This is a genomic window from Microcoleus sp. Pol8_D6, assembly GCF_036700965.1.
In the GTDB taxonomy this organism is placed as follows: domain Bacteria; phylum Cyanobacteriota; class Cyanobacteriia; order Cyanobacteriales; family Microcoleaceae; genus Microcoleus.
On record NZ_JAUBPW010000043.1, the window covers coordinates 38,007 to 58,309 of the forward strand.

The window sequence follows — 20,303 nt, forward strand, 5'->3', positions numbered from 1 at the left end:
ACAAAGAGTGAATTTTATTGTGGAACAGGCCGAAAAGCCTGTTCATAAAAGGCTAATTGACAATGGTGCCACATATGAGAAAAAGGGAAAATGGGGCTATCCGCTAAACACTCTCAACTTCAAAAATCTTTTTTTGCAGAAAGCTCAAAGCCGATGGCTGATGTTTAAAAAATAATCATGAATTCTCAACCCTTGCGCCTGCGACTGACTTGGACAGATACAGCTACGGGGGATTGTCGATCCCCCATACTCGACTTACCCATCGCTTTGGGACGAATTTTTGAAGCTATGCCCGCCACTATCAACGGGAAACGAGTTTCTCGAATTGCCCTCAGCAGCAGTCAAGTTTCTCGCTTTCATGCAGTGATTGGCAGCGAAGGTAATAGTATTTTACTGACTGACACGGGTAGCCGCAACGGTACTTTTGTTAACGGCATTCGCCAAACCCGTTGCGTGCTGGCAAACGGGGATATGCTGCAAGTTGGGCCCTACGCGATCGGCATTTCTTTTGCTGTTAATTCCCTAGAAACGCCGTCGGTCAATTCTCATATTTTCTTTAACCCGCAGACCAATGGGCCAGACCCCGCGTTGGGGCCGCAAATAATGTCGCAGGTTTCTCAAACAAGTAGGAGGGGAGAATTTCCACCGATCGCATTTTTGCACGCTTCTCAAGTGTCAATGCGATCGCTCCAATCTATGGGACTCCCTGTGACAGAAGTTGATTGGGCTGCCGTTGGCGGCGGTTTGGGCAGCTTTATTTGGGTGGATTTGCTGAGAATTTGCGGGGTGAAAACAGATCGAATTGCGGTTTTGGGCATGGAAAACCAGCCTTACGCCCGCTATCTGCGTTTGTGCCTGAATTCTCAAATTCCGCTGCGGGAACGCCTACGATCGAATTCTGACTCTTGTCCAGACAACATTTGGGGTTGGCCTCCCTATGCTTTGCGGGAAGCTTGGCAGGAATTGCTCAAGGGACGTTTGGGGATGTCGTTGAAGTTGATGTGGCAGGTGTTTGCTGAACCGACTTTTGCCGAAACTTATACGCCTCGCGCGGGTAATGTGTTTGATTCTATTGACAGGGAAGTCGATCGAATTGGGTGGAATCAGATGTTTCGCTACGGTAGAGTGCGGGGAATTCGCAAAACAGATGACGGCAGGTACGCGATCGCTTATTCTCGATCGGATGCGGATCACCGCGACCACGCTTTTTTAATCGCCCAATACGTACACTTAGCTACCGGCTATCCCGCCATTCAATTTCTGCCGGACTTGCAAGCTTATCGCGAAAAAACCCAGGATTTTGACTCGGTTGTCAACGCTTACGAAAAGCACGACGGCGTTTACGAAAAATTGGAGGCCAGCGGCGGTAGCGTGTTAATTAGAGGCCGGGGAATTGTGGCTTCGCGGGTGGTGCAGCGAATTTACGAAGCGCGACAGCGGAACCGCAACATTCAAGTATTGCATTTGATGCGATCGCCCAAACCTCAAGGTAACAAATTTAAACTCGCTCAGCGAAGAGTGGAAAATCACTACGAATTTCAACCTTTCAACTGGCCAAAAGCTTGCTGGGGCGGGGAACTGCGAGTAATTTTGGAAAAAGCCACCCCAGAATTGCGGCCGCAGTTGCTCACAGACTGGGGCGGAACTACTACAGCCCAGCGCAGCGACTGGCAGCGGATTGTCAAAGAAGGTTTAAGTCAAGGATGGTATCAAATTACTTTCGGTGAAGTCGAGCGAGTCGAGCGCGACAGTCAAAACCGCACGGTGACGTACATTCAGGAGAAGGAACTTAAAGGGCAAATTAAGTTAGAAGCTGATTTTATTATTGATGCTACGGGTTTGGACGCTAAGGTAAAAACCAGTCCCCTGTTAAACGATTTGGTAGCTCAATACAATCTGCCTCTCAACGGTTTGGGCCGGCTGAGTGTTAACAACGATTTTGAAGTCCCCGAATTGCGGAATTCTTCTGGTAGCAACACAGAAGGCCGGGTATACGCAGCAGGCGCGATTACTTTGGGAGGGCCTTACGCGCCCGTAGACAGTTTTCTGGGCTTGCAATACGCCGCCTTGCGATCGGTTGAAAGTCTGGCCGCCAACCGAGATTCGGGTGTGCGGAAATTGAGCATTTGGCGATCGTTCATGCAGTGGTTGAAGTGGATTTTCAATAAATCTCCAGATTGATTAGAAACAAAACCGTTTCGCATTCAATCTAACATCCAAAATCTAAAATCCAAAATTGAATGACTCCCACCTTATTTGGCCGATGGCAAACTCGAATATTATTATTTGCAACTGTAGGGGTTTTAGTAACACTGCCATTTTTTCTAGGTTTAATAACTTCTCAATCAGGCTCAATTTTTTTCTGGATTTTAGGGTATATAGCGATTTTTGGCCTCGGCTGGGATGCTTTATATATCTACATCCAGCAGTTCCGCTGGGATCGAGATTGGCCCGGCGCGTTTCAATTACTCGCTGGAATTTGGGAAGCACTTTTTGTGCTATTTTTAATCAAAATTATCGGTTTACCGGGGATATCTGCACAAGATTTTGACTTGGGAGCTTTTGCTTTGCATTATAGTTTAGTGTGGCTGGCTATTTATCTGGCATCCCAAACACTGATGCGGATTTTGTTTCCCCACTGGCGTTTCCGTGGCGGCCAATGGTTGTAATAATACCTGTAGGGGCGGTTTTGACCAACAATAATCTCATAAACCCGCCCCGGCTATTCTACCAATTCCCAATTCCCCATGCTCAATTCCCAAGGCCCAATCCCCTGTATATTCTCATTTTTTTCTGGTTCAGGCTTGCTCGATTTGGGTTTTGAATTAAGCGGGTTTAATGTAGCGTATGTCAATGAAATTTTCCCACCTTTCATGCAAGCATACCGCTATGCTCGGCAGTGCCTGAATTTGCCGCTACCAGAATACGGATATTGCGAAGGAGAGGAAGCAGATGTAACTCGACTTGTAGGGGGAGAACCAGCTTTTCGCCTGCGGGAATTGATGCAGGATGCCCGCAAGCATCACGATATTGTAGGATTTATCGCGGGGCCGCCTTGTCCTGACTTTTCTATTGGTGGCAAAAACCGAGGTGGGGAAGGAGATAAAGGTCAACTTTCAGCTTCATACATTGAATTGATTTGTCAGCAGCAGCCAGATTTCTTTTTATTTGAAAATGTCAAAGGTTTGTGGAGAACAAAAAAGCATAAAGCTTTTTACGACGAACTAAAACATCAGTTGGCGGATTCAGGGTACGTTTTTGCCGAACGTTTAATTAATGCGATAGAATACGGTGTCCCGCAAGATAGGGAGAGAATTATTTTGATTGGAATTAGAAAAGACCTTATCAAAAATCTGGGCATTTCCCTAGAGGAAAAAAGCCAAATGTTAGCCGAAAGTTTATTTCCTTGGCAAAGTCAGGTATTATATACCAAATCAGAAATTTTTTCTCATCCTTGGCCGGATAGAACAGCCTTTGCAGAGGATGGTTTCGTGCCTTGTCCTGATGGCATTCCCCAAGATTTAACGGTAGAATTTTGGTTTCAAAAAAATGACGTTCTCAACCATCCCAATGCCGAACACTATTTCCAACCCAAAGCAGGCCTTAAGCGGTTTGCTTCTGTTGATGAAGGAGATGATTCAAAAAAATCTTTCAAGCGATTGCACCGATGGCGTTATTCGCCAACAGCTTGTTATGGCAATAACGAAGTTCACTTGCACCCTTACAAACTCCGCCGACTTTCTGTTGCAGAAACACTGGCTATTCAGTCACTGCCAAAAGATTTTGCACTTCCAGCAAAGATGACGTTGACTAATATGTTTAAAACTGTTGGCAATGGGGTTCCTTATTTGGCTGCACAAGGTATTGCTAAAACAATTTTACAATTTTTATCTCACTAAAAAAACAGAATAGCCAGATACCCGGTTTCGCAAATTTGGTCGGTATCTAAAACTATTTGTAGGGATAAGGAGCGCATGGCACACCCTATAATTATTAAAATTCCCAATTACCAGATCTATGTCGTTTAACAGAGAAGTGTTATAATAAAGTGTTAAGGTTGAAAACCTATATTTTTTATTTGCCTGCAATTCGCCATGACCGTTAAACCCCGCCGCTATCACATCACTACTTTCGGATGCCAGATGAATAAAGCCGACTCGGAACGGATGGCCGGCATTCTGGAAAATATGGGCTTTGAGTTCTCGGAAGACCCGAACGAAGCTAGCTTGATTCTCTACAATACTTGCACAATTCGCGACAATGCCGAACAAAGAGTTTATTCTAACCTCGGAAGGCAAGCTCATCGCAAACGCCAAGAACCGGGTTTAACTTTAATTGTAGCTGGATGCGTGGCGCAGCAGGAAGGTGAAGCGCTGCTGCGGAGAGTGCCGGAATTAGACTTAGTAATGGGGCCGCAACACGCTAACCGACTTGAAGATTTGCTGGAACAAGTTTTTGAGGGCAATCAAGTTGTGGCGACTGAATCTGTGGAGATTATGGAGGATATCACTAAGCCGCGCCGCGATAGCAAGGTGACTGCTTGGGTGAATGTAATTTATGGCTGCAATGAACGTTGCACTTATTGTGTTGTCCCGAATGTTCGCGGGGTTGAACAGTCGCGAATGCCGGAGGCAATTCGGGCGGAAATGGAGGATTTGGGCCGTCAAGGTTACAAGGAAGTAACTTTATTGGGGCAAAATATTGATGCTTACGGACGCGATTTGCCTGGGACAAAACCGGACGGCAGCAACCAGCATACTTTGACGGATTTGCTTTATTTTGTGCAGGATGTACCCGGAGTTGATCGCCTCAGATTTGCTACTAGCCACCCGCGCTATTTTACGGAAAGATTGATTAAGGCTTGTGCGGAATTACCGCAGGTTTGCGAACATTTTCACATTCCTTTTCAGTCTGGAGATAATGATATTTTGAAAGCGATGTCGCGGGGTTATACTCAGGAAAAATATCGCCGGATAATTGATACAATTCGCCGTTATATGCCGGATGCTTCGATTACTGCTGATGCGATTGTCGGTTTCCCAGGGGAGACGGAAGCACAGTTTGAGAAGACTTTGAAGTTAATCGAAGATGTTGGTTTCGATTTGGTGAATACTGCGGCTTATTCGCCTCGTCCGGGGACGCCGGCGGCTTTGTGGGAAAATCAGTTGAGTGAGGAGGTGAAAGCCGATCGCCTGCAACGAATTAATCATGTGGTGACAACAACGGCGATGGAACGATCGCAGCGCTATTTCGGACGCACTGAAGAGGTTTTGGTGGAAGTCCAGAATCTTAAAGATTCAACTCAGGTGATGGGGCGCACTCGCGGCAATCGTCTCACATTTTTTAAGGGCGATATTGCAGAATTAGCGGGTAAAATTGTGCGGGTTAAAATTACAGATATTCGCGCTTTTAGTTTGACGGGGGAAATGCTTTAAATAGCACCGGAATGAGATAGGGGACGGCTTACTGGTGAACTCTTCTAAGAAGATGTAATTTTTTTTACCGCAGAGAGCGCAGAGGACACAGAGGAAGAGTGGAAGGGAGGGGATAAGTAGTCTTAAAGCGGTTCGTATGTGCCTTAGTTGCGCTCTCTGCGTGTATATTTGTCAAAAAGTACCGGGATTATTAAAAAATGACAAAGATGCGGATCGGGCTATTGTTCGGGGGGCGATCGGGCGAACACGAAGTCTCAATTAGTTCAGCGCGGGCGATCGCCCGTGCCCTCGCTGCTGACGAAAATGCCTCTAAATACGAAGTTCTGCCCTTTTACATCCAAAAAAACGGCCGTTGGCTGTCGGGAACATTACCTCAAGAAGTCTTAGCCACCGGAAAACCTCTGGAAATAGAAGAACAAACAGCACAAAACGACTCTCCCGCTGGACAGTTTCCTAATTTTAATGCTGTAGATGTTTGGTTCCCTGTTTTGCACGGGCCAAACGGTGAAGATGGTACGGTGCAAGGATTGCTGAAATTATTGCAAGTTCCTTTTGTCGGTTCCGGGGTTTTAGGTTCGGCGCTGGGAATGGATAAAATTGCGATGAAAATGGCTTTTGCTCAGGCTGGTTTGCCGCAGGTAAAATACATCGCTGTCAACCGTTCCGAAATCTGGTCTAATCCTTGCGTTTTCCCCAAACTCTGTGATAAAATTGAAGTAAGTTTGGGCTATCCTTGCTTTGTCAAACCAGCCAATTTGGGCTCGTCTGTGGGAATTTCTAAAGCTCGAACGCGCGCTGAATTAGAAGCAGCTCTCGACAGCGCCGCCAGCTACGACAGGCGGATAATTGTCGAAGCGGGTGTGGTTGCTAGAGAATTAGAATGTGCTGTTTTGGGTAACGACAACCCCCAAGCTTCAACGGTGGGAGAAATTAGTTTTCAAAGCGATTTCTACGACTACGAAACTAAATATACCCAGGGACAAGCCGACTGCTCAATCCCGGCAAAAGTCAGCGGCGCGATCGTCTCACAAATCCAAGAAATGGCAGTGCAAGCATTTTTGGCTATAGACGCGGCAGGTTTAGCGCGAGTAGACTTTTTCTACATTGAATCAACCGGAGCAGTTTTGATTAACGAAATCAACACTTTTCCCGGCTTTACAGCTACCAGTATGTATCCGCAAATGTGGGCAGCGGACGGCATTTCTTTTCCGGAATTAGTAGACCGTTTAATTCAATTAGCTATTGAACGGCACGGGGAAAAATGTTGAATCGCGCGCTGCTAACTGCTGCCTTGCCAACAGCAAAAAATATTTTTTTCGCAGGTGATATATCCATACCAGCGGAAACGATATAACATGGTTGTGGCAGGCAGTGCCTGCCAGCAACCCAATTTCCGCTGCGGGTCGAGCAACTGGGAATTTTCAGCAGTCGGGTATAAATAAATGCACTATAAAATGGTTAACGGAGAAGGGCGAATAGCAGTGTCAATCTCACATCTTGCATCTCAAATTTTAACTCGGTTAACTTAGATGAGACGTTTCACTCAACTGCCGCAGTGGTGGACTTACGGACTGGTATTTCCCCTAGCGGTACTCAACTGCTGGTTAGCCCTCCTAGTCTTTGAATATTTTCGCGCCCTGATTACAGTTTTGGTAGTGGCTACAGTGCTGTCTTTTTTGCTAGATTATCCAGTGCGTTTTCTGCACAGATACGGCTTAAAGCGCGATCGAGCAGTTTTGTCGGTATTGTTTTTGACTTTACTGGTATTGGTAGTTTTAGGTGTAACTCTGGCTCCCATTCTGCTAAACCAAATCACTGAACTCGCCACCCGACTGCCGACTTGGATAGTTTCTGGCACAGAACAGATTGAAGCATTCCACAATTGGGCAGAAAATCGCAATCTCCGCATTGATGTCAGCGGTTTGACTACCCAATTGAGCGATCGACTTTCAGCTCAATTGCAGTCTCTCACCGGTGAAATCCTCAAATTTGGCTTGGGTGCTGCAGACAGTCTGTTGAATTTCCTCCTCACAATAGTCGTGACATTCTACTTGCTATTGCACGGCGATCGCGTATGGGAAGGATTGTTTAAATGGTTTCCTTCCAAGCTGAGCCTGAAATTGCGACAGTTGCTGGCGCGAAGCTTCCACAACTACTTCGTCGGACAAGCAACTTTGGCGGGTTTGATGGGACTGTCTATCACTGTTGCTTTTTTAATTTTGCGAGTTCCCTTCGGATTGCTGTTCGGTTTGGGTGTGGGTGCAATGACTATGATTCCCTTCGGGGCACCTTTGAGTATTTGCATTGTCAGTTTGCTGATCACATTAAACAACTTTTGGCTGGGCGTCACAGTTTTAGCTGTCGCTACAGTAATTGAGCAAATAATTGAAAGCGGGGTTGCTCCTCGGTTATTAGGCGGTTTTATCGGCCTCAATCCTGTGTGGATTTTAGTGGCGCTGCTGGTGGGGGTTAAGGTGGCGGGAGTCGCAGGTTTGTTAGTGGCTGTGCCGATGGCTGGTTTTATTAAGAATACTGTTGATGTTTTGGAGAGTTCGAGGAACAAGTCGAGGGAAATCGATTCGGTTAGTTCCATTGAACATATGGAGCAATAAAATTCCTCCATAGGTTAAAATTTTAGATTTGAAGAGAGTTTTTCCAGGCTATTTTGACTTAGGTTTAGTTGGTACTTTAGCTTGAGGCGTTAGAGGTTTTTTACTTCCTGCTTTAGGGTGAGGCTTTCCGGTGCTTTAGCTGTTATCCTTCCTAGATGCAGGCGGGGTCAAAAATCCCGTTTCTAGGTTAACGTCGATCGCTGACAACGAAGATTTTGTGTAGAAACCGGGTTTTTTCGAGTGCAAGCAAGATTGTTGTTGACTTCGGATATCAATCCAGTGAAAAGTTCGCGGGAAATGCGGAATATGCGAGCTGGCTACCGTAGTTTGTATTATCGCACTCAGATAGCAATTCGCCAGTGCCGACCCAGTTCGATCGCACTCAAAAGCTGGAATCCCCAAACAATTTGCCTGCCACTGTCCGGTTTCTACCCCAGCTTGTAGGGTAAACCCCACCAGTCAAGCAGACCTTATCAATGTTTGAATTAAAATTAAAGAACCTGTAGTTGTAATTTAATTACAGTAGGTGCTAAAAATGCAAAATCCTAATTATAACTCTCTCTCTAACTCCCACCAAATCAATACTATGTCAACCAAAAATATGCCTGCTACAACTGTGCGTTCTCCCCGTTTTTCGTTGCCGAAAAAACTGGCTTTTTTATCCCTTGTTTTGCTCGGTTCCACCGCAACTGTTGGGTGCAACGCCCTAACTTCTCAAGTTCCTGGAAGTTCTAACGCCATCAAAGCTGAACCGGCAAGTGCAGTGCCAATCTCGGCATTGCCTGCAAATATACTGCCCTCTCAAGACTCTAATTTTGTCACTAAAGTTGTGCAGGAAGTCGGCCCAGCAGTGGTGCGGATTAATTCGTCTCGCACGGTGAGGAACCAAGTTCCAGATGAGATTCCCGAGCAATTCCGTCGCTTCTTCGGCCCGGAATCTCCCATTCAACCGGGAAATCGGGTAGAAAGGGGTTCCGGTTCGGGTTTTGTTTTTGGTTCCGACGGCCGCATTTTGACTAACGCTCACGTTGTTGACGGTGCAGATACGGTGACGGTAAAACTGAAGGATGGCCGCGAATTTGTCGGGAAAGTTTTAGGCGTCGATACAGTTACTGATGTGGCTGTTGTTAAAATTGAAGCTACCAATTTGCCTGTGGTGAGTTTGGGCAAATCTGAAGAATTAGAGCCGGGAGAATGGGCGATCGCGATCGGTAATCCCCTCGGTTTGGACAATACTGTGACTGTGGGAATTATTAGCGCTACAGGCCGTTCTAGCGCAGATGTCGGTGTTCCCGACAAGCGCGTCAGCTTTATTCAAACCGATGCTGCGATTAATCCCGGCAATTCAGGTGGGCCGCTGCTGAACCAGCGCGGTCAAGTTATCGGCATGAATACGGCGATTATTCAAGGCGCTCAAGGATTGGGTTTTGCTATTCCGATCGATCGAGCACAACAAATTGCCGACCAATTAGTAACAACAGGAAAAGCCCAACATCCTTATCTCGGCGTTCGGATGTTGAGCATTACTCCCGAAGTCAAGGCAGAATTCAATAAAAATCCCAACACCAAATTGAGGCTGACTGAAGATAAAGGCGTGTTAGTTTTGGGAGTTGCGAAAAATTCTCCGGCGGCACAAGCTGGAGTTCGCCTTGCCGATGTGATCAAGAAAATCAATGGTGCAGAAGTCAGCGATGCTGGCAGCGTACAAGAAATTGTCGAGAAAAGTACAGTGGGCAGCGATCTGCAGCTTGAATTGAGCCGCGGCGGACAACCTGTTACTGTGGCGGTGAAAGCGGGTGCTTTTCCAGCGGATCAGCAGCAGTAGAATTGTTCCTTGAAACTTAGATATTGCACCATTGTCAATAATCCTTTTATGAACAGGCTTTCCGGCCTGTTCTACAAGAAAATTAATCTCTTGTGGAACGGGCATCTTGCTCATTCTTGAGAATGCTGCAAGAGGTGAGTTTTAATCGGCTTGGTCTGTGATATCAAATTCCTTAGCATCGGAATAGTAAATTCGAGTTGACTGTTGACTGTTCACGGCGTCAACAATCAACAGTCAACAGCCAACATTATTCCCCTGCAAACGGAATCGATATGAGACGGTTTCAACCCCCGGCAGGAGGTTACGGGTACTTGTTATAGTGAGTTACCATAATTTATATGGGTTATTAAGAGGTTCAAAAATGGCTAACATTAATCGGAGGCGTACTGAAAATATTAATGGTAACTTTTATGTAGACAATACCTGCATTGACTGTGATACTTGTCGGTGGATGGCACCTGAAGTATTTGGTCAAGCAGGAGAACAGTCTGCGGTTTACCACCAGCCAACTAATGAAACTGAAGAAATGCGATCGCTCGCGGCTCTTTTGTCTTGTCCCACAAGTTCGATCGGCACTGTAGAAAAACCCAAAAGCATCAAACAAGCCCAGCAAATGTTGCCCGCACTCGTAGCAGAAAATGTCTATCACTGCGGCTACCACTCTGAGAAATCCTACGCCGCAGCCAGCTATTTAATTGTCCGCCCCGAAGGAAACATTTTAGTTGATTCTCCTCGTTTTGTGCCGCCGCTAGTCAAAAACATAGAAGCAATGGGCGGCATTCGCTATCTGTACTTGACTCACCGCGACGATGTGGCAGATCATCAACAATACCGCGATCATTTTGGCTGCGATCGCATTCTCCATGCGGACGAAATTAACGCTGATACTCGCAGTGTAGAAATTCAATTGTCGGGCAGCGAACCTCATCAAATAGCCGATGATTTGTTGATTATTTCTGTACCTGGTCACACGAAAGGTCACACAGTTTTACTTTACAATAACAAGTTTTTGTTCACCGGCGATCATCTTGCTTGGTCGGAAAGTTTGCAGCAGCTAGTTGGCTTTCACGATGTCTGTTGGTATTCTTGGCCGGAACAAATCAAATCTATGCAGAATTTGGGTAATTACTCGTTTGAATGGGTGTTGCCGGGACACGGCCGCAGGTATAATGCCGATCGACAAACCATGAGCGAGCAAATGCAAAAGTGTGTTGCTTGGATGCTTGATGCTTAATGCGATCGGCTTCATAACTCCGACTCAGCCAGATTCATTTGACCCCGGTAGCCTGTGAAAATCCGACTGCCATCTTTGAGAATATGAATCTCCATCTGATCACTCGCCCAAGTGAGTTTATCCTGAAGCGCAGGATTGAAAAGATGTACGCGCTGGTTGCTGGAAGAAACGAGAGAATGGGGTGAATGGATTGCCAAAGACTGGACATAGGCACCATCGATTAAAATATCGAGTTGTTCCAGCAACTCCTCAACACCGGCGGGCCCCTGTTCCGATCGCAATTGTTCTAACGTGAAGCCAGTAAACGACATGACATTTAATCTTGCTGCTTTCACTTGGCGTGCCAAATCTGCCAAGGCGGGAGCTTGCCAAAAAGGTTCTCCGCCCGAAAAAGTGACACCCCGATTGCGAGGATTGCTGAGAATTTGCTGAGCAAGAACATCAACCGCAATTAATTGATTAATCTCAAAAAACCAAGAAGCCGGATTAAAACAACCTGGACACTCCCGCAGACATCCTTGCACCCAGATCACGGCTCGACAACCGGGCCTATTCACTTCCGACTCGTCTAGATATCCCATGATGTTCAGATAGCCAGGGGGAATGTCTAAAAGCTGAAAATATGGGTTGGTTTTCTGAGGTTTCATGGGTTCTCTGCCTCTGGTTTTAATGATGGGTAACGCATGGGAATTCCTATGACACGTTCAATGCGATCGCCAAAAACCTGTAGCACTTCAGCCTTGACTTGCTTCAGTTGCCTTGTCGGATATAAACAGGCATTGGGCGGATCATTCCCTCGTGCTTCTAGCTGATGCGTTAGGGGGCAAAGTCGCGTCGGTGTGTTGAGTTGGATTTCGTCGGGCAATAATGTTTGCATCCGGCGGATGTACTCTGCCCGATCCTGTTCGTTCCACTCGGTAAGTAGCATCGTCTGAATTGCCAGGTGTCCTGAATAGAGTTGGCGAAATTGGAGGAGACCGGCCCAAATGTCCTGGAGGTGGATGGTTGGCATGGGGCGATTGATGCGACAGAATGATTCAGCAGCAATGGCATCAACTTTGACAGCTACCCAATCGGCCATCGCCAGTTCGTCACACACGGCGCGATCGCCCAGCAAACTGCCGTTGGTCAATACGCCAACGGGCTTCCTAGTCATCTCCTTCGCCATAACCAGAATTTCGCCCAAATTCAGCGCCAGAGTTGGCTCACCGCTACCGCTGAGGGTGATGGTGTTCACATCGCCGACAGGGAAGGATTGCAGATCCTGTTGAATTTTCTGAGTGGGGACAAAAATCTGGCGGTTGCAACTCTGGTGCTCAATCTCACCTAACTGGCAATACACACAGTTAAATGAGCACGTAGAATCTGGCCCGATCGGATCAATTCCTAGCGATCGGCCAAAGCGCCAGGATTGCACGGGGCCGTAAACAGAAGTGAAGGGTTTAGTGACTGTAGACATGGCTTCATGTCGCTCTCCAATTTTATAAATGTGTACCATTTTGAGTCGGTGGCATCACCACTTTTCGGGCGATACCCAATCTTTTTAACAGCCAAATTGCCCACCAGGTAGGATCGTACTCCCACCAGCGCCAGCCTGCTTTGGCAACGTTAGGATGGGCGTGGTGGTTATTGTGCCAACCTTCGCCATAGGTGAGAATGGCCGCCCACCACAGATTGCGGGAGTTGTCGTTTGTGTCAAAGGTACGGTATCCCCACAGGTGAGTGACCGAGTTAATAAACCAGGTGCTATGCCAGAGCAAAACGGCTCGGACAAACATACCCCAGATGACAAATGACCATCCCCCCAGTGCATACAGCAGTAACCCCAAGGGGATTTGCAGCAGCAAAAAGTTTCGATTCAGCCAGCAATAAAATCGATCGCGTGTCAGGTCAGGGGCAAACCGTTGGTACTGTTCATAGTTGAAGAATTCTGAATGCGGGTAGAAAATCCACAGCATATGGCTCCACCAGAACCCCCGACGGGCTGAGTAAGGATCTTTATCGACATCCTCGGTATAGGCGTGGTGTAGCCGATGACCCGCCACCCAGAAAATTGGCCCTCCTTGTAGAGCAAAGGTACCGATCAGGGCGATCGCATATTCCAGCCCTTTAGGAACCTGAAAACTGCGATGGCTCAATAGGCGGTGATAGCCCAAACAAATGCCAATACTGCCAAATAACCAGTGCAAAAATAGGGTCATACCCAAGGCAGACCAGGAGAAGCACCAGGGGGCTAAGAGGGCGAGGGCATGAATAGTCGTGAAAAAGAAGACCGCAGTCCAATCCAGCGGAACTCGAGTGGGAGTTGTTGGCAACAGTTTAGCGGTCATTAATTACCTCACAAAACAAAAAGTTTGGGAATAAATATGAGAAAAAGCAATCGCTGTTATAGCAATCCTTGCAGGAGTCGTAAACTTTTTACCCCACCCCAACCCTCCCCGAACCCAAGGGGAGGGAGTAAGAAATTCACAAATGATTTAGGATTGCTATACCAGTCAAATAAATGCGCCCATTTGGTTAAACTGTAAATAAATCCCAATTCCAAGCGTGACGTGCTACTCCACAGTGTTTAGCTAACATTACGTGCTGAGAGTTATTTAGTTTCAATTCGGTTTTGAAGCCGAGTAGCATGGCAATTCTTTAATCCATTATCTAAATGCCTGTGACATATTCCCACCTTGGTGGTCGGCGTAGGCTTGAAGTTTGTCTAACTCGGATGCTGGGCGAGCAAAGCTTTAAACCATCAATCTCTCTGGCGTGACATACACTTTTGTCAGATGTGGTCTTCTTGTAGCTGATATTAGACCACATTTAATTACTAAAAACCCTACAGAAGCAGAACTTGCTTTAAAAAGCCTACCCACAATTGAGAAATAATGGGTAGGTTTGTCAAAGAATCAAGTTACAGTTTCTAGCCTTCTGTATAGACGTGGCGAATCACTTCAGCTATTTCCTCAATGGGTGCTTTCTGGCGACAATAACCTTCCGCTTATACAGTCCACGCATCCAAGAGTATTCCACTCAGCTCAAGCAAGCTGCTAGATCGGCATCAGGGGTGGTAATGGCCTGCAAGTTATATTTCTCCGACAGAAGCTTGAATACATTGGGAGAAATAAACGCCGGCAATGTCGGCCCTAGACGAATGTTTTTAATCCCCAAATGCAAGAGAGTTAGCAAGACGGCTACTGCCTTTTGTTCATACCAGGACAGAATCATGGAAAGGGGTATATCGTTGACACCTACCTCAAAGGCATTGGCTAGGGCTACAGCAATCTGAATCGCGGAGTAGGCATCGTTGCACTGACCAACATCCATCAGGCGGGGTAGTCCGTCAATGTCGCCCATTTGTTGATCGAAGAAGCGAAACTTACCACAAGCTAGGGTTAGTACGACACAATCATCAGGCACTTTTTCTACGAACTCGGTGTAGTAGTTGCGATCGGGTTTGGCTCCATCACAGCCCCCCACCAGGAAGAAATGGCGGATTTTACGCTGTTTCACAGCCTCAATGATTTTATCTGCCACACCTAGGACTGTATTGTGGGCAAAACCAACTGTGACTTCCCTGGGGGGTGCATCTTCAGTAAAGCCGGGAAGTGCCAGTGCTTTCTCAATAACTGGAGTAAAATCGGGTGTGTCATTGTCGATCGCATTCAAGTTAATCAGACCCGGATAGCCGACGGGGCCAACGCTAAAGAGTTTATCTTCATAATAGGAATGGGTTGGCATTAAGCAATTGGTCGTAATCACGATCGCACCGGGGAACTTGCCAAAATCCTTGGTTTGGTTCTGCCAAGCAGTGCCGTAGTGACCGTAGAGATGGGGGTACTGCTGTTTTAGTTTGGGATAGCCGTGGGCTGGTAGAAGTTCGCCGTGGGTGTAAACAGTAATTCCCGTGTCTGCTGTTTGCTTGAGTAAGCCTTCGAGTTGTTTGATGTCATGTCCTGAAACCAGAATCGCCTTCCCTGGCCGTGGATTGAGGGGAACAGGCGTGGGAATTGGGTGCCCATAGGTACCGGTATGTCCGGCATCCAATAGTTCCATAGAGCGCAGATTGATGGCTCCCACCTCAAGAGCAAGATTCACCCACTCCTGCAAGCTCAAGGTCTGGTTATCGAGGGCGACAAGTGCCTCATAAATGAAACGATACACCCGCTCGTCTTCCTGGCCCACTTCGTAGGCGTGGAAGGTGTAGGAGGCAAGACCCTTAACCCCATATAGCACTGTGAGTTTGAGTGAGAAAATATCCACATTCGAGGCAGACTGACTGAGGAACTGGAGGGAAATCTGCTCACCCTGCTCAACCAGGCTCTCCTCAAAGTTGGGTTCAAAGTCGGAAATTGCAGCCCACGTGGGTGGAGTGTCTGTTGCTTGCTGCACTTGAGCCTTGAGGTTGGCGCGATGGGCGATCGCTTCGTGGAGATACTCAACAAACCGCTTTTCGGAAAAGTTGACATTGGTCATCGTGGCAAAGATCGTTTCGCAGGTGAAGACATCCACTGCATGAGTATCAATGCCTAACTCCTTTGCTTTCAGGGCAATCGGAGCCAACCCGCGCAGATAATAAATCAGCAGATCTTGGATAGCATTCACCTGGGGACTTTTCCCACAAGCACCAAACTGATGGCATCCTTGTCCGCTTGCTGTTTGTTCGCATTGTTCACAGAACATTGATTTTTTCCTTGTTGAATTGGTTAAAATTTACGCAACAACTCGGTTATGAAAGTGTTTTTCGTCCCTGACTATTTTAACAAATCTGACGATGATTCATAGGGACTTGGAAAACCGTTTGCTTGAGTGGGGGATGAGATAGCTATCAAATACCGATGCAATATTGCGAATTAGCAAGCGGCCGATCGCCGTTACTTCAATGCCATCGCCCCAACGTTTGATTAACCCATCGGCTTCTAACGCATCAAGTTGTGGCAAAACCTGAGCGAAATAGTCATTAAAATCGAGAGCGAAGCCGAGATGGTATTTTTCTTCCAAATCTTGCACCGACAGTTGGAATTGACACATCAATTCCATGATTACTGTGCGCCTAATCAGATCATCCTGATTAAGTGTAACACCTTTTTCGATAGGTAATTCATTCCTATCGATCGCCCGATAAAAGTCTTTCAATCCCTTGTGGTTTTGGGTATACACATCCTGCAACATACTGATGGAAGTCATGCCAAAGCCCAACAGATCCGATTCGGGCTTAGTGGTATAACCCTGAAAATTACGATGTAGTTGCCCAGCTTGTTGCGCGATAGCTAGTTCATCATTAGGCTTAGCAAAGTGATCCATACCAATAAACACATAGCCATTTTGCGTCAGTTGGGCGATCGTACTTTGCAGAATTTTCAGCTTTTCGCCCGCGGTCGGCAAAGCAGACTCCGGCATTCGTTTCTGAACCGGTTTGAGCCAGGGAACATAGGCAAAATTAAAGACGGCAATGCGATCGGGATTTAATTGCAATGTCTTCTGTACTGTTTCCTGGAACGTTGCTTGTGTCTGGAAAGGTAAGCCGTAAATCAAATCTACATTGACACTTTCAAACCCTGCTTCCCGCATCCAATCCATCACATCAAACAACATCGCTTCGGGCTGCACCCGATTGATCGCTTCCTGCACGATGGGATTAAAATCCTGAATACCAAAGCTAATCCGATTGAATCCTAATTGTCGCAGAAATAGAATGTATTCGCGATCGATATAGCTGGGATTGACTTCGATCGAGATTTCTGCGGCGTCATCGAACCGAAAATATCGATTTAACTGGTTCCAGAGACACTCTACCTGACTTCGATCGAGATAGTTGGGCGTGCCGCCGCCCCAGTGCAACTGATGCACCAGCCTATCGGCATCCACCAAACTGGCAACTTGGCGAATTTGGCGAGCAAGGTAGCCTAAATAGGGTTCTACCACCTCTTTGCGCTGGGTAATGATGGTATTGCAGCCGCAGAAATAACAGGGCGTTTCACAAAAGGGGATGTGGCAGTAAAGCGATAACGGGGTTTTTTTGTGATTGCCGATGGCTATCGCGGTTTTAAATGCTTTGCGATCAAAGTCAGTAGTTATTAATTCGGTGGCGGGTGGATAGCTGGTATAGCGAGGTAAAGGCTGGTTGTATTTATTCAACAATGCAGCATCAAATTCAACCGTTTGTGATAACTGTTTCATTAACTAATGTATCCTTCTGTTGTTGTGTAAATTCAGAACCCAGGCATATTTTAGAGATACGATCTTGTTTTCGTGGGGCGAGTTATTTCGCGACAGATTCTCGCTTGGCATGAGGGCTGCGGCTTTCTGTGCTACCGGGGCGATCTTGCCGAGTCAGCAAATCAAAGGTATGTTCTCCAATCGCCGCTTTTACATCGGCTTCGAGTTCGTGCATTACATCCTGGTTAAGGGCAAATGCCGTATTTGCTTCGGCGACAATTCGCTCGATCGTGTCAGCATCCACCGGAAACTCATCAAAGGTTTGGCGATAGCGTTCCTTAAATACTCGCCTTGCTTCTGGTGTCGAGATTTGGGAAAATTCATAGAAATTTGTTCCCTGATCCGGCGGCAGAGACAACGCCGATCGAATCACGTTTTTCAAGCTTTGTCCGCCGGATAAATCACCCATGTAGCGGGTGTAGGCATGGGCAATCAGCAGGACTGGATCGGTTTTTGATAGGGTTTGAATGCGATCGCGATACACACAACCCGCTGGAGAAGTTGTAATTTCCTGCCGCCAATTTTCACCGTAATAAAAAGCTAGATCGCAAGCCAGATTCTCAGTGCGATTTAACTCAGGGAAATAGAGGGTTCCGATAATCGGGTGGTTGACATGGCTCTGCAAAGCCGTTTCTAGGGCGCTGTAAACAAAGTACAAATCGGCAAATAGTTTACGCAAAGGTTCCCGTTCCACAATGCCTTTCATAAAGCATTTCATAAATGCCGTATTTTCGGCTGTGGTGTGGGATTGCATCGTGCCTTCTCGGAGGCGTGTCGATAGATTAGTCATGACAATATCTCCTAATTAATAGCGGTTCTGGACGATTCAGCATTAATCGAGGGCAGTAAATAAAGGCGCAACAACTGCCACACAATCACAGCAATCCAGGGTAACTTTTGGCAAAATTGGATGGCGGCAGGGCGCTGGTTAGTTGAGATTTCTGCTAGCTTCTGATTGGCGCTCGCGCATCGATCCAAACGGGGAAAGAATTCTGGATGGTGGGTATCTAAAATACTGGGAAACGCCCGTTTTGCCGTTTCATTGGTGTGATGAATCACCTGCTTGTTATATTCATCGGGGTCGATCCTGATCGAGTCATAAAATGTGGAACGTTCCAACACCGTCATTGTGTGGGTTGCAAACACCGTCAGTAGGAAAAACCGCGCCCAGAGTCTTGCCTTCCAGTTATTCCAAAGCTGAGGCTGCGATCGCAACAAGGCCTTAAAGAAATCCCCATGCCGATTTTCGTCTTGGCACCAATTCTCAAAGTAGCGAAACAGGGGATAAATTTGATGTTCGGGATGTTTTTCGAGATGGCGATACACCAAAATATAGCGCCAGTAGCCGATTTTTTCCGACAGATAAACAGTATAAATTACCCATTCTGGAGGGAAGAATGTGTAGGTACGATTTTTTGTTAAATAGCCCAGATCCAGAGACAACCCAAAATCCGTCATCGCCTTATTCAAAAAACCAGCATGACGCGCTTCATCCCGTGCCAGTAGGCTAAAGGCTTCCGATAACAACGGTTGGCGATTCTTAAGTTTGCGGGAAAGCTCTTTGAACAACAGAAAACCCGAAAATTCTGAGGTACAGGAGCGCTCTAGAAAGTCAATAAATGCCTTTCGCGTTTCGCCATCAATGTTGTCCCAGGATTGCTCAAACTCTTGATTGCGGACAAAATGGTGGCGGTTATAGTCCGCGCGCAATTCTGCTACAACTGCTTCTAATTCCGCTTGTTGCCCGGACAGATCCATTTCGGCAACGGCATCAAAATTGGTGGTGTAAAAGCGGGGTGTTAACAGGGTTTCTTGAACAGGTGCTTTAATGCCGGATGGCAGACCAGCAGACTCCGATTTACTAATTGAACTGACCATAGGAGTGGAGAGTGGATTGTTCGGAATTGATGACTGTGCACCACATTGCCTTAATCCGCGATCGCCCACAAGTCAGTTACCAGTGGTATCCTATAGTTACTTGAGGTAAAGCATTGAAGCCAATAGGACGCTTGAGCCATTTCTAAAGAAATATTGAAATTATCGTGAAGGCAACTGTGAAGGGAGTTTATGGTGGAAGCGAGTCAGTGCGTAGAGGTTAAATGTCCGATTCAATTTGTGCTGGATTTGTTGGACAATAAATGGTCAATTTTGGTTCTACGCGAACTGTTTGGAGGCGCGAGGCGTACCCACGAATTACTCGCGGCACTTCCTGGCATCAGCACCAAAACCCTCACCCAACGCCTACGAGAGTTGGAATCTCAAGGGTTAGTCGATCGGCGTGTTTATGCCGAGATTCCGCCCCGTGTAGAATATTCCCTCACGCCCAAGGGTCGCCAAATTCAACCGGTGATGGCAGCCCTGCATCAAGTAGGATCGCAGTGGCTGGGACAGGAGAGTTGTATTTGTCCCCTAACACACTCAAATGCTGAGGACGATTTAAATGCACAACAGCTTACTCCTTGAGATTGACTCAGAAACCGGGTTTTTTACGACAATATTTCGTTCCCACCGACAGATCAAGTGAAAAATTGGTTTCTTTAGTCGAAGTGCGTAAGCTCAGAAACCGGGTTTTTTACGACAATATTTCGTTCCCACCAACAGCTTCAGTAAAAACCCGGTTTCTTGGATGTAGCATGGTGCTCAGAAACCGGGTTTTTTACGACAATATTTCGTTCCCACCGACAGATCAAGTAAAAACCCGGTTTCTTGGATGTAGCATGGTGCTCAGAAACCGGGTTTCTTCCTAAATCGGGCGTGAGGATGTTTAGATACTCGTAGAAACCCGGTTTCTTAGATTTTGCGCGGTGCTTATGGAGTTTGGAGGCTGTTGGTGGGGAGGTAGAAACCGGGTTTCTTCCTGAATCTGGGTGATGATACATAAATCATCGCAGAAACCCGGTTTCTGAGATTGATTTTATACCACTTCTCCAAAAATATGCTACAATAGCACTTCTAGCAAAAGGACGATTGTATGAAAGTAAATTACCAAG

General features: G+C 46.7%; 18 protein-coding genes. 9 read left to right on the forward strand and 9 right to left on the reverse strand.

The window, feature by feature from the left end:
• The first annotated feature begins 177 nt into the window (after nucleotides 1–177).
• The 6 genes from QUA10_RS17875 (at nucleotide 178) to QUA10_RS17900 (ending at nucleotide 8,047) form a co-directional block, all read left to right on the forward strand.
• A complete protein-coding gene (locus tag QUA10_RS17875; RefSeq protein ID WP_333083787.1) occupies nucleotides 178–2,181 on the forward strand; it encodes an FHA domain-containing protein in 2,004 nt (667 codons plus the stop codon).
• 59 nt (nucleotides 2,182–2,240) lie between these two features.
• Nucleotides 2,241–2,669, forward strand: a complete 429-nt coding sequence (locus QUA10_RS17880; protein WP_333083786.1) for a hypothetical protein — start codon at nucleotides 2,241–2,243, stop codon at nucleotides 2,667–2,669.
• A gap of 78 nt (nucleotides 2,670–2,747) precedes the next feature.
• On the forward strand, nucleotides 2,748–3,899 hold the full coding sequence (locus tag QUA10_RS17885; RefSeq protein ID WP_333083785.1) for a DNA cytosine methyltransferase: 1,152 nt from the start codon (nucleotides 2,748–2,750) through the stop codon (nucleotides 3,897–3,899).
• 195 nt (nucleotides 3,900–4,094) lie between these two features.
• On the forward strand, nucleotides 4,095–5,435 hold the full coding sequence (gene miaB / locus QUA10_RS17890) for a tRNA (N6-isopentenyl adenosine(37)-C2)-methylthiotransferase MiaB (protein WP_333083784.1): 1,341 nt from the start codon (nucleotides 4,095–4,097) through the stop codon (nucleotides 5,433–5,435).
• Nucleotides 5,436–5,632: 197 nt separating this feature from the next.
• Nucleotides 5,633–6,703, forward strand: a complete 1,071-nt coding sequence (locus tag QUA10_RS17895; protein WP_333083783.1) for a D-alanine--D-alanine ligase family protein — start codon at nucleotides 5,633–5,635, stop codon at nucleotides 6,701–6,703.
• Between the two features lie 261 nt (nucleotides 6,704–6,964).
• On the forward strand, nucleotides 6,965–8,047 hold the full coding sequence (locus tag QUA10_RS17900; RefSeq protein WP_333083782.1) for an AI-2E family transporter: 1,083 nt from the start codon (nucleotides 6,965–6,967) through the stop codon (nucleotides 8,045–8,047).
• A gap of 135 nt (nucleotides 8,048–8,182) precedes the next feature.
• On the opposite strand, the gene QUA10_RS17905 is transcribed toward QUA10_RS17900, so the two are convergent.
• Nucleotides 8,183–8,503, reverse strand: coding sequence for a hypothetical protein (locus QUA10_RS17905; RefSeq protein ID WP_333086327.1), 321 nt, complete (start codon nucleotides 8,501–8,503; stop codon nucleotides 8,183–8,185).
• A 130-nt stretch (nucleotides 8,504–8,633) separates the two neighbouring features.
• Between QUA10_RS17905 and QUA10_RS17910 the strand changes: the two genes are divergently transcribed.
• Both QUA10_RS17910 and QUA10_RS17915 read left to right on the forward strand, forming a co-directional pair.
• Nucleotides 8,634–9,872: an HhoA/HhoB/HtrA family serine endopeptidase gene (locus tag QUA10_RS17910; RefSeq protein WP_333083780.1), complete on the forward strand. Its 1,239-nt coding sequence runs from the start codon at nucleotides 8,634–8,636 to the stop codon at nucleotides 9,870–9,872.
• 361 nt (nucleotides 9,873–10,233) lie between these two features.
• Entirely contained in the window at nucleotides 10,234–11,106 is an 873-nt protein-coding gene (locus QUA10_RS17915; protein ID WP_333083779.1) for an MBL fold metallo-hydrolase, read from the forward strand.
• 11 nt (nucleotides 11,107–11,117) lie between these two features.
• Here QUA10_RS17915 and QUA10_RS17920 read toward each other — a convergent pair whose 3' ends face one another.
• The 8 genes from QUA10_RS17920 to acsF all read right to left on the reverse strand — a co-directional run bounded on the left by QUA10_RS17920 (nucleotide 11,118) and on the right by acsF (nucleotide 19,191).
• Nucleotides 11,118–11,753 carry a 4Fe-4S single cluster domain-containing protein gene (locus QUA10_RS17920; protein WP_333083778.1) on the reverse strand — a complete coding sequence of 212 codons (636 nt, stop codon included), beginning with the start codon at nucleotides 11,751–11,753 and terminating at the stop codon, nucleotides 11,118–11,120.
• Nucleotides 11,750–12,565 carry a radical SAM protein gene (locus QUA10_RS17925; protein WP_333086328.1) on the reverse strand — a complete coding sequence of 272 codons (816 nt, stop codon included), beginning with the start codon at nucleotides 12,563–12,565 and terminating at the stop codon, nucleotides 11,750–11,752. Before QUA10_RS17925 ends, QUA10_RS17920 begins: the two co-directional genes overlap by 4 nt.
• A 22-nt stretch (nucleotides 12,566–12,587) precedes the next feature.
• Nucleotides 12,588–13,436 carry a fatty acid desaturase gene (locus tag QUA10_RS17930; protein ID WP_333083776.1) on the reverse strand — a complete coding sequence of 283 codons (849 nt, stop codon included), beginning with the start codon at nucleotides 13,434–13,436 and terminating at the stop codon, nucleotides 12,588–12,590.
• A 187-nt stretch (nucleotides 13,437–13,623) separates the two neighbouring features.
• Nucleotides 13,624–13,737, reverse strand: coding sequence for a helix-turn-helix domain-containing protein (locus QUA10_RS17935; RefSeq protein ID WP_333083775.1), 114 nt, complete (start codon nucleotides 13,735–13,737; stop codon nucleotides 13,624–13,626).
• A gap of 390 nt (nucleotides 13,738–14,127) precedes the next feature.
• The gene (gene hcp / locus QUA10_RS17940; protein ID WP_333083774.1) at nucleotides 14,128–15,777 is read right to left on the reverse strand and encodes a hydroxylamine reductase; all 1,650 of its coding nucleotides are present in this window, start codon (nucleotides 15,775–15,777) and stop codon (nucleotides 14,128–14,130) included.
• Nucleotides 15,778–15,873: 96 nt separating this feature from the next.
• Nucleotides 15,874–17,274 carry an oxygen-independent coproporphyrinogen III oxidase gene (gene hemN, locus QUA10_RS17945; protein ID WP_333083773.1) on the reverse strand — a complete coding sequence of 467 codons (1,401 nt, stop codon included), beginning with the start codon at nucleotides 17,272–17,274 and terminating at the stop codon, nucleotides 15,874–15,876.
• 82 nt (nucleotides 17,275–17,356) lie between these two features.
• Nucleotides 17,357–18,103 (reverse strand): heme oxygenase (biliverdin-producing), encoded by a 747-nt coding sequence (locus QUA10_RS17950; RefSeq protein WP_333083772.1) that lies wholly within the window; start codon nucleotides 18,101–18,103, stop codon nucleotides 17,357–17,359.
• Between the two features lie 11 nt (nucleotides 18,104–18,114).
• Entirely contained in the window at nucleotides 18,115–19,191 is a 1,077-nt protein-coding gene (gene acsF, locus QUA10_RS17955; RefSeq protein ID WP_333083771.1) for a magnesium-protoporphyrin IX monomethyl ester (oxidative) cyclase, read from the reverse strand.
• Between the two features lie 189 nt (nucleotides 19,192–19,380).
• Here acsF and QUA10_RS17960 point away from each other — a divergent pair, with 189 nt between their 5' ends.
• Nucleotides 19,381–19,776 carry a helix-turn-helix domain-containing protein gene (locus tag QUA10_RS17960; RefSeq protein WP_333083770.1) on the forward strand — a complete coding sequence of 132 codons (396 nt, stop codon included), beginning with the start codon at nucleotides 19,381–19,383 and terminating at the stop codon, nucleotides 19,774–19,776.
• Nucleotides 19,777–20,303 lie beyond the last annotated feature (527 nt).

Excerpts from the sequence above, each read along its gene's own strand:
- QUA10_RS17925 (WP_333086328.1), bottom strand. The coding sequence starts at position 12,565 with ATGTCTACAGTCACTAAACCCTTCACTTCTGTTTACGGCCCCGTGCAA.
- QUA10_RS17880 (WP_333083786.1), top strand. The coding sequence starts at position 2,241 with ATGACTCCCACCTTATTTGGCCGATGGCAAACTCGAATATTATTATTT.
- QUA10_RS17930 (WP_333083776.1), bottom strand. The coding sequence starts at position 13,436 with ATGACCGCTAAACTGTTGCCAACAACTCCCACTCGAGTTCCGCTGGAT.
- QUA10_RS17920 (WP_333083778.1), bottom strand. The coding sequence starts at position 11,753 with ATGAAACCTCAGAAAACCAACCCATATTTTCAGCTTTTAGACATTCCC.
- QUA10_RS17900 (WP_333083782.1), top strand. The coding sequence starts at position 6,965 with ATGAGACGTTTCACTCAACTGCCGCAGTGGTGGACTTACGGACTGGTA.
- QUA10_RS17875 (WP_333083787.1), top strand. The coding sequence starts at position 178 with ATGAATTCTCAACCCTTGCGCCTGCGACTGACTTGGACAGATACAGCT.
- hcp (WP_333083774.1), bottom strand. The coding sequence starts at position 15,777 with ATGTTCTGTGAACAATGCGAACAAACAGCAAGCGGACAAGGATGCCAT.
- QUA10_RS17950 (WP_333083772.1), bottom strand. The coding sequence starts at position 18,103 with ATGACTAATCTATCGACACGCCTCCGAGAAGGCACGATGCAATCCCAC.
- QUA10_RS17960 (WP_333083770.1), top strand. The coding sequence starts at position 19,381 with ATGGTGGAAGCGAGTCAGTGCGTAGAGGTTAAATGTCCGATTCAATTT.
- QUA10_RS17915 (WP_333083779.1), top strand. The coding sequence starts at position 10,234 with ATGGCTAACATTAATCGGAGGCGTACTGAAAATATTAATGGTAACTTT.
- QUA10_RS17910 (WP_333083780.1), top strand. The coding sequence starts at position 8,634 with ATGTCAACCAAAAATATGCCTGCTACAACTGTGCGTTCTCCCCGTTTT.
- hemN (WP_333083773.1), bottom strand. The coding sequence starts at position 17,274 with ATGAAACAGTTATCACAAACGGTTGAATTTGATGCTGCATTGTTGAAT.
- QUA10_RS17895 (WP_333083783.1), top strand. The coding sequence starts at position 5,633 with ATGACAAAGATGCGGATCGGGCTATTGTTCGGGGGGCGATCGGGCGAA.
- miaB (WP_333083784.1), top strand. The coding sequence starts at position 4,095 with ATGACCGTTAAACCCCGCCGCTATCACATCACTACTTTCGGATGCCAG.
- QUA10_RS17885 (WP_333083785.1), top strand. The coding sequence starts at position 2,748 with ATGCTCAATTCCCAAGGCCCAATCCCCTGTATATTCTCATTTTTTTCT.
- QUA10_RS17935 (WP_333083775.1), bottom strand. The coding sequence starts at position 13,737 with ATGCTACTCGGCTTCAAAACCGAATTGAAACTAAATAACTCTCAGCAC.
- acsF (WP_333083771.1), bottom strand. The coding sequence starts at position 19,191 with ATGGTCAGTTCAATTAGTAAATCGGAGTCTGCTGGTCTGCCATCCGGC.